Origin of the sequence: Moraxella lacunata (assembly GCF_900453205.1) — a bacterium.
Classification (GTDB): Bacteria; Pseudomonadota; Gammaproteobacteria; order Pseudomonadales; family Moraxellaceae; genus Moraxella; species Moraxella lacunata_B.
In genome coordinates this window covers 141,719-154,452 of the sequence record NZ_UGQU01000001.1, presented here as the reverse complement: position 1 = coordinate 154,452, position 12,734 = coordinate 141,719, and the positions used below count along the sequence as shown (strand labels likewise).

21 protein-coding genes are annotated in these 12,734 nt (G+C 43.3%); 1 reads left to right on the top strand and 20 read right to left on the bottom strand.

From position 1 onward, the window contains the following. Window positions 1-18: 18 nt before the first annotated feature. The 4 genes from DX073_RS00945 to DX073_RS00930 form a co-directional block, all read right to left on the bottom strand. Window positions 19-576: a hypothetical protein gene (locus tag DX073_RS00945; protein WP_115004726.1), complete on the bottom strand. Its 558-nt coding sequence runs from the start codon at window positions 574-576 to the stop codon at window positions 19-21. Window positions 577-699: 123 nt separating this feature from the next. After that, the gene (locus DX073_RS00940; RefSeq protein WP_220186697.1) at window positions 700-1,422 is read right to left on the bottom strand and encodes a hypothetical protein; all 723 of its coding nucleotides are present in this window, start codon (window positions 1,420-1,422) and stop codon (window positions 700-702) included. Beyond that, window positions 1,376-1,936 (bottom strand): phage tail protein, encoded by a 561-nt coding sequence (locus DX073_RS00935; protein WP_181814341.1) that lies wholly within the window; start codon window positions 1,934-1,936, stop codon window positions 1,376-1,378. The genes DX073_RS00940 and DX073_RS00935 overlap by 47 nt, the downstream gene beginning before the upstream one ends. Next, entirely contained in the window at window positions 1,899-3,302 is a 1,404-nt protein-coding gene (locus tag DX073_RS00930; RefSeq protein WP_115004720.1) for a tape measure protein, read from the bottom strand. The genes DX073_RS00935 and DX073_RS00930 overlap by 38 nt, the downstream gene beginning before the upstream one ends. A gap of 363 nt (window positions 3,303-3,665) precedes the next feature. Here DX073_RS00930 and DX073_RS00925 point away from each other — a divergent pair, with 363 nt between their 5' ends. Then, window positions 3,666-3,866 carry a hypothetical protein gene (locus DX073_RS00925; protein ID WP_115004718.1) on the top strand — a complete coding sequence of 67 codons (201 nt, stop codon included), beginning with the start codon at window positions 3,666-3,668 and terminating at the stop codon, window positions 3,864-3,866. A gap of 328 nt (window positions 3,867-4,194) precedes the next feature. On the opposite strand, the gene DX073_RS00920 is transcribed toward DX073_RS00925, so the two are convergent. The 16 genes from DX073_RS00920 to DX073_RS00850 all read right to left on the bottom strand — a co-directional run bounded on the left by DX073_RS00920 (window position 4,195) and on the right by DX073_RS00850 (window position 12,734). Then, window positions 4,195-4,650, bottom strand: a complete 456-nt coding sequence (locus tag DX073_RS00920) for a DUF2335 domain-containing protein (protein WP_115004716.1) — start codon at window positions 4,648-4,650, stop codon at window positions 4,195-4,197. Next, window positions 4,631-4,843 carry a hypothetical protein gene (locus tag DX073_RS00915; protein ID WP_115004714.1) on the bottom strand — a complete coding sequence of 71 codons (213 nt, stop codon included), beginning with the start codon at window positions 4,841-4,843 and terminating at the stop codon, window positions 4,631-4,633. The genes DX073_RS00920 and DX073_RS00915 overlap by 20 nt, the downstream gene beginning before the upstream one ends. Before the next feature lie 108 nt (window positions 4,844-4,951). After that, the gene (locus DX073_RS00910; RefSeq protein ID WP_115004712.1) at window positions 4,952-5,308 is read right to left on the bottom strand and encodes a hypothetical protein; all 357 of its coding nucleotides are present in this window, start codon (window positions 5,306-5,308) and stop codon (window positions 4,952-4,954) included. Beyond that, complete coding sequence (locus DX073_RS00905; protein ID WP_115004710.1) at window positions 5,295-5,786, bottom strand: Panacea domain-containing protein; 492 nt, start codon at window positions 5,784-5,786, stop codon at window positions 5,295-5,297. The genes DX073_RS00910 and DX073_RS00905 overlap by 14 nt, the downstream gene beginning before the upstream one ends. A gap of 168 nt (window positions 5,787-5,954) precedes the next feature. Continuing rightward, a complete protein-coding gene (locus tag DX073_RS00900; RefSeq protein WP_115004708.1) occupies window positions 5,955-6,668 on the bottom strand; it encodes a KilA-N domain-containing protein in 714 nt (237 codons plus the stop codon). Between the two features lie 344 nt (window positions 6,669-7,012). Continuing rightward, window positions 7,013-7,435, bottom strand: coding sequence for a hypothetical protein (locus DX073_RS00895; RefSeq protein WP_115004706.1), 423 nt, complete (start codon window positions 7,433-7,435; stop codon window positions 7,013-7,015). Then, window positions 7,432-7,989 carry a Panacea domain-containing protein gene (locus DX073_RS00890; RefSeq protein WP_115004704.1) on the bottom strand — a complete coding sequence of 186 codons (558 nt, stop codon included), beginning with the start codon at window positions 7,987-7,989 and terminating at the stop codon, window positions 7,432-7,434. Before DX073_RS00890 ends, DX073_RS00895 begins: the two co-directional genes overlap by 4 nt. A gap of 114 nt (window positions 7,990-8,103) precedes the next feature. Next, on the bottom strand, window positions 8,104-8,232 hold the full coding sequence (locus tag DX073_RS14620; protein WP_258556840.1) for a hypothetical protein: 129 nt from the start codon (window positions 8,230-8,232) through the stop codon (window positions 8,104-8,106). Window positions 8,233-8,622: 390 nt separating this feature from the next. Further along, complete coding sequence (locus DX073_RS00880; RefSeq protein ID WP_115004700.1) at window positions 8,623-9,351, bottom strand: hypothetical protein; 729 nt, start codon at window positions 9,349-9,351, stop codon at window positions 8,623-8,625. A gap of 62 nt (window positions 9,352-9,413) precedes the next feature. Continuing rightward, entirely contained in the window at window positions 9,414-9,611 is a 198-nt protein-coding gene (locus DX073_RS14025) for a hypothetical protein (protein ID WP_147279659.1), read from the bottom strand. A gap of 47 nt (window positions 9,612-9,658) precedes the next feature. After that, window positions 9,659-10,096, bottom strand: coding sequence for a hypothetical protein (locus tag DX073_RS00875; RefSeq protein WP_115004693.1), 438 nt, complete (start codon window positions 10,094-10,096; stop codon window positions 9,659-9,661). Window positions 10,097-10,135: 39 nt separating this feature from the next. Beyond that, a complete protein-coding gene (locus DX073_RS00870) occupies window positions 10,136-11,041 on the bottom strand; it encodes a phage tail tube protein (RefSeq protein ID WP_115004691.1) in 906 nt (301 codons plus the stop codon). Between the two features lie 18 nt (window positions 11,042-11,059). Further along, window positions 11,060-11,575: a Rha family transcriptional regulator gene (locus DX073_RS00865; RefSeq protein ID WP_115004689.1), complete on the bottom strand. Its 516-nt coding sequence runs from the start codon at window positions 11,573-11,575 to the stop codon at window positions 11,060-11,062. An 85-nt stretch (window positions 11,576-11,660) separates the two neighbouring features. Continuing rightward, complete coding sequence (locus DX073_RS00860; RefSeq protein ID WP_115004687.1) at window positions 11,661-12,050, bottom strand: phage tail terminator-like protein; 390 nt, start codon at window positions 12,048-12,050, stop codon at window positions 11,661-11,663. Continuing rightward, entirely contained in the window at window positions 12,047-12,388 is a 342-nt protein-coding gene (locus DX073_RS00855) for an HK97 gp10 family phage protein (RefSeq protein ID WP_115004685.1), read from the bottom strand. Before DX073_RS00855 ends, DX073_RS00860 begins: the two co-directional genes overlap by 4 nt. Next, window positions 12,369-12,734: a glutamate 5-kinase gene (locus DX073_RS00850; RefSeq protein WP_115004683.1), complete on the bottom strand. Its 366-nt coding sequence runs from the start codon at window positions 12,732-12,734 to the stop codon at window positions 12,369-12,371. The genes DX073_RS00855 and DX073_RS00850 overlap by 20 nt, the downstream gene beginning before the upstream one ends.

The following is a 12,734-nucleotide window of genomic DNA, read 5'->3' as shown; positions in this document are numbered from 1 at the left end:
CCAGCGTTGGGATTTTGCTTATCTGCGGTATAGCCTGTCAAGATGTCCGTTTTGTTTGGTCTCTTGTATCATGACTTGCCGAGCGATTTTTGCCATGGCTTCGCCCATGTTTTTGCCCATTTGGGTATCGGCTTGGACGTTGCTACCGTCAGAGTTCACGGTTACATGGACGTTGATGACCTGACCACCGCCCATGTTATCTAGCCTATCATCTAAGGCTTTGGCGGTATGCTTGGGTAGCACTCGCTCGCCTTTTTCCAGATTCCAAGTACCCGACTTTGGCACGCTCATGATGCCGTCATGGGCTTGACCGATGACAGGGTTTCGGATTTGTTGGATTGCCGATACAATCTTCATGCCCTGTGTTGTGGCGGTTGCCACACCTGCAAACTTTTGGGCTAAGGTCGTGCCTTCGGCAAAAGCGTCCGATATGGCTTTATGGATATTTACAATCGCTGTACCAATGGCAAAAGACTGTTGCAGGGCAAACATGGCACGGTATGCCGATGACTGCTCGCCTAACATGGCTTTTGTGGCATTCGCCATTGACCCTAGGATATTATCCGCCCCTGCCATCACTAGGTTTTGCCGTGCTTCGTGAAACGCCCTTTCTTGTTCAAGTCGGGCAAGTTGGCTCTCCTGCTCGGTAATGAGTTTGGCGTTTTCGGCTTCTTTGATGATTGCTAAGTTATCATCAAGCTATTTTTTTAGGTCAAAATATCCCGTTACCGCACTACTGACCGCTGACCCTACATTATTATTTTGCAGGGTTGGCATGGTAAGCGTTTTTGGCATGTTTGCCATGGCGGACATGACATCAGATTGGCGTAACGTCTCAATCATCTGCTCGATGTACTCACCATCAAAACCCTGCTGTGATAAATCCCACCGCTCTCCTGCGTACTTATCGCCTTTGGTGCGATACAGATAAGTATTTTTGGCAAGGCTGTCTTGATAGCCCTTTAACTTTTCACGGGTTCTAAATAGTTGGTTAAGCTCGCTTTCCACTTGGATTTGGTTTTTTAGTGTTGCCAGTAGCTCTTTATTTGCCCCCTGATATTTTTCGGTATTGGCGATTTGCCACTGCAAGATTTCTAGGCGGTTCATGCCGTGCGTTTGCAATTTTTCATCAATGCTTGCAATCTCATCACTGATACTTTTATTGATGTCGTTAGACTTGGCAAGGTCAAGATTGGCACGGGCAAGTTCTAGCACCCTTGCTTTTTGCTTGTCGGTCAGCTCGGCAAGCTCGCCAAACTGGACTTTGTATTCCCACTCCGCCAATGGATTGGCATGGTTTTTAAGCATAAACTCTTGGCGATGTAGTTCAGTAATGGTATTTGTCAAAGCATTAGCCAGCTCTTGTGCTACTTGCTTAGCGTCCTTGACCTTTATCGCCCACACCCAGCACAAAGCCTTCACCTGCCCATGCACCAAGCTCACGCATGACACGAGACGGGGAGTGGATATCCAGTATTTTTCGCATACCGCTAGGGATATAATTGGCAATTTCGCCTACTTTTCGCTTAACAGCGTCAAACTTACTAGCAATACCTTCAATTAACCCTTGTATGGCTTCCATGCCCACTTGTTTGAGCTTTGCTCCAAGCCCCTTAAATTCACCGACAATGTCGGCAACACCACTTTTAACAATATTCCAAGCGTTTTTTATGCCATTGCTGATGGCTTGTTTGACACCGTCCATGTCCCCACGCACCAAGGCTTTGATGACATTAAAGGCGGTGGTAAAGGCATTTTTGATGAGAGCAAATCCTGCGTTAAACACGCTAGTAAATACCGCCAACCCTGCCGATAAAATGGCTTTTGTGCTTGCCACCCACGCTCCAATGTAGCCTTTGATAAAGTCAAACGCACCCGTTGCCACCGTCTTGGCAAGGTTAAATTGAGCCGTCCAAACAGGCACTAAAAAAATCAAACGCCTTTTTTAAAAACGCCACCAAGCCGTCATAAATGGCTTTGATGTTTCTTGCCATTTCTTGTACAGGGGTAGGTAGGCTATTGAATACTTCTATCGCTTTTGTTTTAACTTCATCCCAATTGCGATAAAGATACACGCCTGCCGCCACCAAAGCACCAATGGCAACCACGGCAAGCGTTATGGGGCTTGTGATAACCGCCATAACCGCCCCAAAAGCCGTTGTTACACCTGTCAGAACGCCGATAGCCGTACTAAGCATGGTTACTGTTGCCGTACCGCTAGCAAACAAAGCAAATATTGCCATACCTGCTTTGATAGCCAAAAATGCCGTAGCGGACGCACCTATGCCACTTGCTAAGGCGGTAAATGCTTCGGCATTATCAAGAACAAATTGCGTGCCGTTTTGGATGGTTTCAAAGACAAAAACCATGCTTTCTTTAATGCCGTCAATGATAATTTTGACGTTTTCAGACTGCATAAAGGCTTCCCCAAACTCTAAGACTTTGGGTATCACACCTGCAAATCCGCTAATCATGCTTGCAAGGCTTTGGCTTATACCACCTTCGCCATTCATGATTTTATTTACCGCAAGCTCCCATTGGTTTGACACCTGCTGCATGGCTTGCGAGACGGTCGTGGCGGTTGCTCCTGACATGGATTGTAGCTTGGTGGTCGCTTTGGCATTGGTTAATGCTTCATAGACCACATTGGCGGTAAGTTTGCCCTCCGATGCCATTTTTCTAAGCTCGCCTGTGGTAACTTTTAAGCTATCAGACATTAAGGTCATAATCATGGGTGCTTGTTCGGCGATTGAATTAAACTCGTCGCCACGCAATACACCCGATACCATGGCTTGCCCTAATTGGGTAAGTGCCGCCGCCTGTGCCTGTGCCGAACCACCACCTACCGCCATTGCTTTTGTAACGTTTTCGGTAAATCTTAGGACTTCCTGCTGACCCTTACCAAGCTGTTTTAAGGCTCGCTCATTTGAGACGTACATTTCCCCAACAGATTGCAAGGACACTTTATTTTCCATGGCAATGCGTTCAATGTTTTCCATGGCAATACCAAACTTTTCAGCAGAGTCTGCGGCTAATCTTAGTTGGTTATTTAGGGTTTGCATGCTGTCAGCGGTGCTAATGATAGACCCTACCGTCATGCCCAAACCCAACGCACCTATCACCCCTTTTAATACGCCAAAGCCACGGCTAACACTTTGTAGAGAGCCGTCTAGCCTTTGTACGCCACCTACCGCCCGACCACTTGACCCCTCCAAATCCGCCAAAGCACGACGCAGGTTTTGCAAATCTCTTTCGGCATTACCTGTATCAATAACAATACTTAACCGTGATGTCTGTTCCATATTACCCCCAATAAAAAACCACCCCAATTGGAGCGGTTACAAAATAAAATAAACAGGCAATAAAAAAGCAAATATTTTAAAAATACTTGCTTTTTTGATAGGTTTAACCTATAATATACACCATCAAGCAAGGGTTGCTTGACTGGTAAGATGATAGCCATCGTTACCATCAAAAACAAGGAGTAAAGCAATGAAAACAGTGTTTAAGCTAGTTGTAATCATTGCCCTGTTGTTGGTAAGCTATCCAGCCTACTAAGCAACACACCTAAGGCGAGTAGCAGTCGCTAAGGTGCGGTTAGGTGGAAACGCCTAGCCACTCCTTACCTATTATCATAAGCCATTTTAAGAAAAAGGTCAAGACTTATGCCAAAACTCACCGACACTCCCAAATCACGCACCCAAATCCAAGCTGACAGCGACGCCAAACGGGGCATTAAGCTCAAAGCCTTTAAACTACACGAATCAGACATTGAGTTTATTGTTGCCACCGCCAAAAGACTAGGCATGAACCAAAACGAGCTACTCATGACCGCCATTCGTGAGTATGCCGAAAACCGCCTTTAGGGCGGTTTATCCCAATCTATTTTAATGCCAAAATCAAAGCACTTACCGCCAGTATGATGCTAGCTAACGCAAATCCGCATAACGCCACCGCTTGTATCAAGCCTACTTTGTCTACACCTTTTGAAGTCATTTTGCCACCTATCTGTAATTGTGAATTTGACTTATGGTTATTAAACATATATAATAAATCCTGTTCAATGTCGAAAATTGAAAATAAAAAACCCAGTAATTTGCCGTTACTGGGTTTTTGCTTACTAAAAACCGCCCTTTCGGACGGTCATAAAAAAACACCCCACAATTTTCTTGCAGGGTGTTTTTATAGATAGTCTTATTGATTATTAGCCGGTGAATTTTTTGGTTGCTGTCTTAATACATACACTATCAATATGCCAACAATGGCACTAATAGCAATGCCAGCAACGACTGCATGACCATAATGGAGTGCCACACCTGCAATGACAAGCAATCCCACGCCCAACGCCAAGCCAAACCATTGACCACGCCCTGTCAAAGACAGATTTTGCTTATCCATCTCAATCAAAGCCCCATTGACACGCTGTATCTCTGCGATTTGACTGTCTTGGAGTCTGTGGCGTTGCTCTTGCTCGGCTTTTGCCATGCTCATGACCTGCTCAACGTACTTTGGGTCAATTTTGTTAAGTTCGTGCAAAAATTCGGCAGGTGGATAAGGAGAGTACTCTTCAATATGCTCAAACTGTGTTTGCAAACCACGCTCATCTTGGGTAGAGCTTACCCTTGTGCCTTTACGTTGTTTTTGGCTCATAGCGTACCATGTTGTTTGCCACTTTTTTACTGGCGTTAGAGATGTCTACACCCACCATTTGCCAGTCTTGGGCGGTATCATTGGTTTTTGAAATGCCTGTCTTGGCATCATGGGTGTGATATGACGGTTGCGTGTCGGTTGTGATGACAAATGCTCTAATCACACCGTCCAAAAATGCGGACAGCTTATTCATCTAATAGCTCCCTAAGTTAATCCTAGCCATACTATAAGGTATTTTTTAGGCAAAATCAAGACAAAAACACCCCACAATTTTCTTGCAGGGTGGTTTGTTTAATATTAATTACTTGATTTTACCAATCCATGTACTCATGGCATTGGACGCAAAGACAGCCAAGACGATGTTTTTAAGGTTATCCAACTGCCTGTCATCTAGCCATGTGTATCTATCAGGCAAAATCCAATGTAACACCAAAACAAAGACGATTATCATGAAGATAATACACATGACAGAAAAAACTATTTTAAACCACACATGAACATGGTCCTTTAAGTCTTCATCACGCACACTTGATTTTTCTTTCAGCTCATCTTTTTCTGTCAGCTCGTTTTCAGTTTTAGCACTCTTGCGTACTCGTGGTGCATCTACGGTTTCTATGTCGTTGAATACACTATCAAGAAAATCGTTATTCCCAGCCATGCTTTTTCTTTAACTCTTCCAATTTTTCTTTATAGTGCTTGGCAATGATTGCATCGGGAATTTTGCGACCCCATGTGATTTTATTAAAAAACTCATACCACGGCGTGTTGGGTTCGTGCGTTAGAGCAGACAAAGAAATACCATCAAGATGACCGTACCGTCTATACACGAACTCAATCAGCTTATTTTGTTCTTCTGTTATGCCATCAATCTCGCCATTTAACAACATAATAGGCGTGGTTACAGGATTGCCACGATAATGACGAATGGCTTTGTATAGATTGGGAATAACAGGTCCATACTTCCACGCTTCAATGTCATCATCCATCAATGGTTTGTCAAAAAAAGCCAATGACCACCCATGAGTGATATAGGTTAATTTAAGTAGCTGCATGGGGGTAAATTGCTTTCCATCTCTTGCCCCACGAGCAATAAAGGCATTAGCGACAGCTGTCGCACTAACCACAGGATTACTCATAATGACACCTTTTAGAGATACAAAAAGAGCTAAGCCAATAGACCCAACCCTTTAAAAAATAGTAAAATGATGACTATATAATATCTACTTAGGGTAGAAATATCAAGACTTTTTTTACAAAACAGCACAAACACCCCACACATGGCAGGGTGCTTTTTTCAATAAATATCAAGCAACCAACTGTCTCTTTGCACCATCTATCAGCGCTTCTTGGCGTTTTAGACGGTTTTGGAGTTCGGCGATATGGTCTAAGGCTTTGCCAAAGTGTGCCATCATCTGTCCCAGTTCATCTTGTGCCATGCGGTTTTGGTGAGCGGTGTCGGCGATGATGTTTTGGACAAAGGGGGCGTTCACCTTGCTTCCTGCCTGCAACATGAGTTTATGCACATATTCCACCGCTTGATAGACCTGCTCACCTGTCAGCTCATCGACACAGCCCACATCAAAGCGTTGGTGTATCATTTTCCACACATTGCTATAAATCGCCCCTGTCTCGGTAACGAGCATATTTACCGCTCGCACCAGGGGCTTTCTTTCGTCTTTGGTGGCAAAGGCGGTAATGTTCGCCCCACCTGTCATCATGTCAAAGGCACGGATGACCATCAGGCTAAATTTGGCACTTATCCACATGGCATAGCGATAGACCAGTTCACGGCAGACAAATGTACCCTGCTTTGTGGTTTTGGTGTTACCGCCTTGCACGGTCATATAAGCGATTTGGTTTTCGCTTTCAATCTCGGTAATTAGGGCTTGGGTTTCTTTATTCGCCATAAAGTTTGACGGCTGATGTTTCTTTTCATTACCGCTTACTTTGTGCAAATCATTTAGGGAAAATAAGCCGTTGTGTTGGCTAATGGCTTGGTTTGAGATGATTAAGTTCATAAGAACTCCTTTGTTAGTTTCTGACATTTACCCGTATAGGGTGCTAGGGGGTTCAGAAGCCGAACAAAGACGGCTGGGATTATTCGTGCATTTCTGCCTTATTTCTCCGCCCCCCTAACATAAAGCATCGCTTATTTTTCGAGCGTTCCTAGAATTCTAGGAACGGTATGAAAGGGTTTTTATGCAAAGTTTCGGACTAACTTTTAGACAATCTACATATAGTAGAAATTGGGCATAAAAAGACCGCCAAATCACGGTTGCGGTTATCCGCTTTGTTTTAGGTTCTGACACCTTAGGGCATATATTACCCCAACCCACGCCCCATGTCAATAAAAAATCCACCGTTAGGGTGGATTTTGAGTAGATAACAAACTTCGCTCCATCACTTCGGCTTGAAAATTGGTAATATCAAGACCATTTAAGGCACAGTTCTGGATTTGTCGTGTCAGCACATCATCTAGCGTGCAGATAGGGTTGATAATGCCAGCAAAATGTTTTTGTAAGACTTCACTGGCTTTCAACTCATAAAGCTCATCAAGACATACCCAAGTACAGACCTTAAAATAACATGAATTTTGAGGCAGATAAAAATTATAAAAACGGTCATCTTGACAACCAAATACCGTACCACGTCCGTGCTGTTTTGAAGTGGTTTTTGCAACCACATACACCCCATCGCCAAAACCCAATGCCAAAAACAACTTTTCGCCCGTCTGCCCATCGTGAAAAGCAAATTGCTTATCAAAAAATACCGAGCCAATTTTCACGATAATGCCCCAATCAAGGCTTTACGTTCGGCGATATGCGATAACATTGTATCAAGCTCGCCTTGTCTTAGGGCAAGTTCATAAGGGATTCTGCCTTGCTTATCACCATCAATTTCATACACCTTATACCAAGGGGAGTTTTCTAAATGCGTAGCTTCTATCATCTCCTCTGCCAAACTGTCTTTGTATTGTTCGGCAAGCTGTTTCATTAAAGCAAGTTCACGGCGTGAAAAATGCTTATCATCAAACCCTTGTTTGGTGTGTATGGTCATCATCGTACTACGACCGCCATACACCGCCATCTCCCCAAAACGCAAGGCAGTTGCCATATCGGGTTCGGGACTTTGTATCTCATCATATAGCTTGGTAGGCACAGGACCCATTTTCCATGCATAATAATCAAGCCCCGTAACCGAACGCCCAGTATGCTTACAATGCTCAAAGTCCAAAAAGTACAAAAGTTTGAACAACTTAATTTTACCGCACTTTTCTACATTGGTTGCAAAGTAGATAATAGTATTGATGAGCTTTTCTCTGTTGTGAATAATTAACATTCTTCTATCTGCTACAAGCAAAATGGCACTTTATTATAACCCCACTAATAACAAATGACAACCTTTGGTATCATCCAAGCGATAAAAAGTGTAACCCACGCCCCATGTCAAGCCCTACCACCATTTGATTGCATTGATATAATCAGGCAGTTTAAAAAACACAATAATGATACAAATCATTGCCGTGATTTTCCAAAGCAATCTTCCAACCTTCTCGGGCGTTACATTGGTAAATTCAATCATAAAAACCCCTAGCAATTTTATCAAAAATCGTTTATCATTACTCACATGTTGTCCTATTAAGTTATGGTTAATTGGATAATAAAAACCCCAAACTCTGCAAAGTTTGGGGTTTTTGCTTTTTAGGGTTAGCCCCTGCTCACCCATCTTTAAACTTTCGCCATTCGCTTAAAATGTTTGGCAATCGCCACACAAATACAATCAGCAAGGCAAACACACCCAAAATTAACAAATTTGACATCGGTAATTCTCCCAATTTACTCAAATCTATGGTAAAATTCACTTATTATTTACTCCTACCTCAACTAGGGGTTAAATTAAAAAAACCCCAAACTCTGCAAAGTTTGGGGTTTTGTTTATGAAAAAACCCACTCAATGAGTGGGTATTCGCTCTTAGTACATTTGCTTCACTTCGTCAGTTGTGCCATCATCAAACAATATGGTAACGTCTTTAAAAAACATTTTCGCAATCGCATTACCCTGCTCTATTTTAATAGTGGCTAATGAATTAGCTTCCGTCCAACGGGTAATCTCTGCACTTTCACCTTTTGCCAATGGCTTGTCAAATTTGTGCGTGCCCAAGTGTAAACTGTCAGACTTCTCAATACCTTCCACTTCCAGCTCCACCCAGCCATCAATCGCAGATACCACTTTATCGGACAAGTTGGTAAATTTTATCTTTAAATCCATGCCGTCATTATATTTGGTGCTTTTGTCAAAACTGACCAGCTCCGCCTTGTATATTTCATTAAAAGCGATGATTTTGTCATCCATAGCAGATTTCTTTTCAAAGTGATTTTTGGTTTTTTCAATCGCTTCTCCCAAAGACACACCAAACATTGATTTATCGCCACTTACCAATCTTAGCGTTTCTGCCCTAGAAAAGTACTCTTCAATCAATGCCCTATCTTCTGCACTAATCTCAGCTTTTATTTGCTCGGCATTGGCGTTAATTTCGCTAATGTCATTGATAATAAGCGTGCGAATGCCTGTTTCTTTGACAGCTGTTTTTTTGACTTCATTAGTTGCAACTTCTGCTTTTTGCTCTTGCACCGCCTTTGTCTCATCTTGCCCACAACCAACCAAAGCCAATACAAGACCAAATAATAAAAACTTTTTCATCTTAATACTCCAAGTTAAACCGAGTCTATATCTTACACCAAACAGCAACAAAATAGCAACAGTTACAGCTTACGACCGTCAAAAATAAATACCACATCATCAAGCAAGGGGCGTGGCAGTAGCGACCCACGCACCGCTACCACTTTACTAATATCACTTGTAGAGATTGGCATGGGCGTGCCGTCTATATATCGTCTTTCACGGCACGCTAGGCGGTATATCATCACGGCATTGTCAAGTAGCACACACGGCTTAGGCACATCAAGACCGAGCCGTTTGTATATTTCAATGCGTTTTGGCGTGATGTCTAAGTCGTAGCTTTCGGCTTTTTTTTAATCTTTTCCGCCTTTTCGCCAAACTCGTTAATCATCGCCCCAAATTCATGTAGTAGATTTGCGATAAAATCTTGTAAATTTGGCACAGCATTTAAGACAAGCAGAAAATTATCGCCATTGATAGGCACGTCTTTGTCGTTTTCATCTGTGATATTCCAAGACTTAATGCAGTATTCGCCAATGACGAACAACAGCATTTCATAATTAGTAATATCCGATTGGCTTTCACGCTTTAAGTCATTTTTGCCAACCTTTTTAACATCAAGCAAAGGGGCAACCTTGCCAAAAGCACTATTAAAGGCTTCATCATGCTTAACTTCAAGTGTTAGCTGTAAACCGCCATGGCTAATACCACGGCTAACCACCGTTTCAATCTTTGGCTTTTTTAAGTCGGTTAGATTTAATTTCATGTTTTTTATCCCATTAAAAAAAGCCCCAGTATTAGGGGCTTATGCTGTATGTTTTTCCAAAATTGGGCTTTCGTCCACCACGGTGTAATTGACATCAACCGTTACCAAATCCGTACCGCTAGGGCTTGGAATTTCGCCTGATACTTGGAATTTGGGGATTTTGATCACGTATTGGCTATCCCCAAACTTGATAGGAACTTCAAGGCTTAGCGTTTGCCCTGTGAGCTGATTTGTGATGATTTCATGGGCTTTTTGGCTATATGCAATCGTCATACTACCGCTAATGTTGGCAATCATGGCAAGCACATTACCGCCGTAGATGTTATCGCCCAAGCATTTTTGTACTTCGGTTTGGTTGTCAATATCAAGACTAAACGATTCGACGCATACATCAAGCTTAGTGCCATCCACTTTAATCTCGCCAATAGACAAGCCACTTGCCTTGACCGTATCGGGTGTTGGCGTGGGGGTTTTGGCGAACGACTCGGTTTTGCTTTCTTGATAGCCGATACCCGTCATGCCAAATTTCATCTTGATAAGGCTTGATGTATCAACCGTTAGCCCAAAACTTGACACCACACACCCCAAAAAGGCGTGGTTGACGTTAATGTCGGTAAAGTCCTTGCTAATGGCAAACTGGTGTTTGGTTGTGCCAATGCTTAGCGTATCAGGCGTTTCCCCCGACCAATCATTCCAAAAAGCACCTGCCAATAAGTCATCATAAGCCCCAAACATCATCTCAGTTTCAATATCGCCTTGCACGGTTGCAGATGTTACCATGCCTGCCTTGCCGATACGTCCGCCTGATAGCATTTCACTATTTGTCAGCTCGGTAGATACGGTTAAGCCGTTTGTGATGTTGGGTAAGATTTTCCACCCTGTAAGGGGTAATGTTTTATCGCTTTGTTTTGCGTATGCTGATACGACACGAGCACCACTTGACATAATTTCTACTCCTAAGCCCTATGGGCTGTTAAAAGGTAATTGGGGTTGCATTTGTTCTTGGACGGACAAAATGGCGGTGTTTAGGTCGTCTCGTCTCTTTTTCCAGTCCGATAGACCTTTACCGCACAAACTGGCAAATGCCTGTTCACGCTCTTTTAAGTCGCTAAGCAAGGTGTATTGTTGCATTAGCTCCATCGTCTCACTTTGTAGCAATGAGCGAGCATAAAAGAACGCCTGCACCAATGCCTTTTTAAAGGCAATCACTTTTGGGCTGTTTCGCATAAGGGTCATTAAAAACGTGGCTTGCTGTTCGTTAAGTTCAGCATACCTTGTCCAGCGACCCTGTGTGGAATTTCGCATTTCAAATGCCGAATTCGTCTTTTTAAATACAACATCACCCAATTCCATAAAATCAGGCAAATAGCTATTTACCAATTGGAAAACGGTTTTGTGCTTTAACTCCAAACCCTGTGCAATTTGTAGGGTTGTTGTTTTTGGCTGACCATCATCAACCATTACAAGCTTGTCACTCATATTCACTCCGAATAACTTTTCCTTGCCACATAAAAAATCCCCACAGATTGGCAAGATGATCTGTAGGGAATGCCTTTAAGAAAATTTAGTAGTACCGATACGGCACAACTACATTGATTTGATAAATACCGTCATTAGACGGCACGCTGATGATGCTAGGGGCTAATAATTCAAGCCGTCCTAGCTGTTTAGCTTTTAGATGCTTAGCAAGGCTATCCGCCCACGTCTTAATCTTAACCGTGCCTTGATTTTCCGCACAAAATAGCTGTACAACAAGTGTACCTACCTGCAAGACACACGGCTCATCAGATAGGCTTGCAATGGCATTAATACCGCCCAAAATTGACACACGCCCCCATACACCGTCTTTGGGTGGTGCTATGTTACGGTTATCCCGTGCTAGGCGTTTTGAGTCAAAATGTTGCCATGTTGCGATATGGGTTAAGATGATTTGTTCAATTTCTAAGCTATTCATAGGCTTGCCACCGCACTATTGAAGGCGTTCAAGTACACCCCTGTGGGGGCTTGCTGTGAATGCCCATGTTCAAGCCGTAAGCCATACGGCAGGTTGTTCTGGAAATACACAAGGGGGTAAGTATGCCTTGGCAATCCAAGCACCAAGCCAATGCCACCACCTGTCTCGGCATAGCTAGGACTGCCAATGCTGATATGATGAGACCGTTTATAACGCCCTGTATCGACAGGGCTTAGGGCTTGCAAATTGTTATATACATTGATGGCAAATTTGCGATACGTCCTATCTAACTCATCGCCCACTTCATCGGCAAATAGACTAGGCGGTGTTGTCCACATTTAGCCCCCTTAATTGGATTGTGTAGCTGACATCGGCAGGGTCTTTGGCGATACTAAGCACACGCATATCATTGATGACATCATCAATCATGGGCGTGCCTGTAACTTCGGATTGTAAGCAAATCAACTTAACATCATGAATACCAATGACTTGCCCGTCCGTCTCATACGCACTGTATGAGCCAAACACCCCACGCCCTGTGTAGGCTTCGGTTGGTGTGCCGTTGTCATTGATGACCCAGTCATCATCGCTTTGGCGTGTGGCGGTAAAGTCAGTAACAGCGTCCGCCAAATCGGTGTTAAAAGCCTGTTTTAGGTCGCTGTCAATTTCCAATCGCAAGCCCAT

What these genes read in the sequence shown, in the direction of transcription:
- DX073_RS00855 (WP_115004685.1), bottom strand. Translation starts at nt 12,388, where the DNA reads ATGTGGACAACACCGCCTAGTCTATTTGCCGATGAAGTGGGCGATGAG.
- DX073_RS00870 (WP_115004691.1), bottom strand. Translation starts at nt 11,041, where the DNA reads ATGTCAAGTGGTGCTCGTGTCGTATCAGCATACGCAAAACAAAGCGAT.
- DX073_RS14620 (WP_258556840.1), bottom strand. Translation starts at nt 8,232, where the DNA reads ATGATTGAATTTACCAATGTAACGCCCGAGAAGGTTGGAAGATTGCTT.
- DX073_RS00865 (WP_115004689.1), bottom strand. Translation starts at nt 11,575, where the DNA reads ATGAGTGACAAGCTTGTAATGGTTGATGATGGTCAGCCAAAAACAACA.
- DX073_RS00910 (WP_115004712.1), bottom strand. Translation starts at nt 5,308, where the DNA reads ATGGCTGGGAATAACGATTTTCTTGATAGTGTATTCAACGACATAGAA.
- DX073_RS00875 (WP_115004693.1), bottom strand. Translation starts at nt 10,096, where the DNA reads ATGAAATTAAATCTAACCGACTTAAAAAAGCCAAAGATTGAAACGGTG.
- DX073_RS00900 (WP_115004708.1), bottom strand. Translation starts at nt 6,668, where the DNA reads ATGAACTTAATCATCTCAAACCAAGCCATTAGCCAACACAACGGCTTA.
- DX073_RS00925 (WP_115004718.1), top strand. Translation starts at nt 3,666, where the DNA reads ATGCCAAAACTCACCGACACTCCCAAATCACGCACCCAAATCCAAGCT.
- DX073_RS00945 (WP_115004726.1), bottom strand. Translation starts at nt 576, where the DNA reads ATGGCAGGGGCGGATAATATCCTAGGGTCAATGGCGAATGCCACAAAA.
- DX073_RS00920 (WP_115004716.1), bottom strand. Translation starts at nt 4,650, where the DNA reads ATGAGCCAAAAACAACGTAAAGGCACAAGGGTAAGCTCTACCCAAGAT.
- DX073_RS00915 (WP_115004714.1), bottom strand. Translation starts at nt 4,843, where the DNA reads ATGAATAAGCTGTCCGCATTTTTGGACGGTGTGATTAGAGCATTTGTC.
- DX073_RS00850 (WP_115004683.1), bottom strand. Translation starts at nt 12,734, where the DNA reads ATGGGCTTGCGATTGGAAATTGACAGCGACCTAAAACAGGCTTTTAAC.
- DX073_RS00930 (WP_115004720.1), bottom strand. Translation starts at nt 3,302, where the DNA reads ATGGAACAGACATCACGGTTAAGTATTGTTATTGATACAGGTAATGCC.
- DX073_RS00905 (WP_115004710.1), bottom strand. Translation starts at nt 5,786, where the DNA reads ATGAGTAATCCTGTGGTTAGTGCGACAGCTGTCGCTAATGCCTTTATT.
- DX073_RS00860 (WP_115004687.1), bottom strand. Translation starts at nt 12,050, where the DNA reads ATGAATAGCTTAGAAATTGAACAAATCATCTTAACCCATATCGCAACA.
- DX073_RS00880 (WP_115004700.1), bottom strand. Translation starts at nt 9,351, where the DNA reads ATGAAAAAGTTTTTATTATTTGGTCTTGTATTGGCTTTGGTTGGTTGT.
- DX073_RS00890 (WP_115004704.1), bottom strand. Translation starts at nt 7,989, where the DNA reads ATGTTAATTATTCACAACAGAGAAAAGCTCATCAATACTATTATCTAC.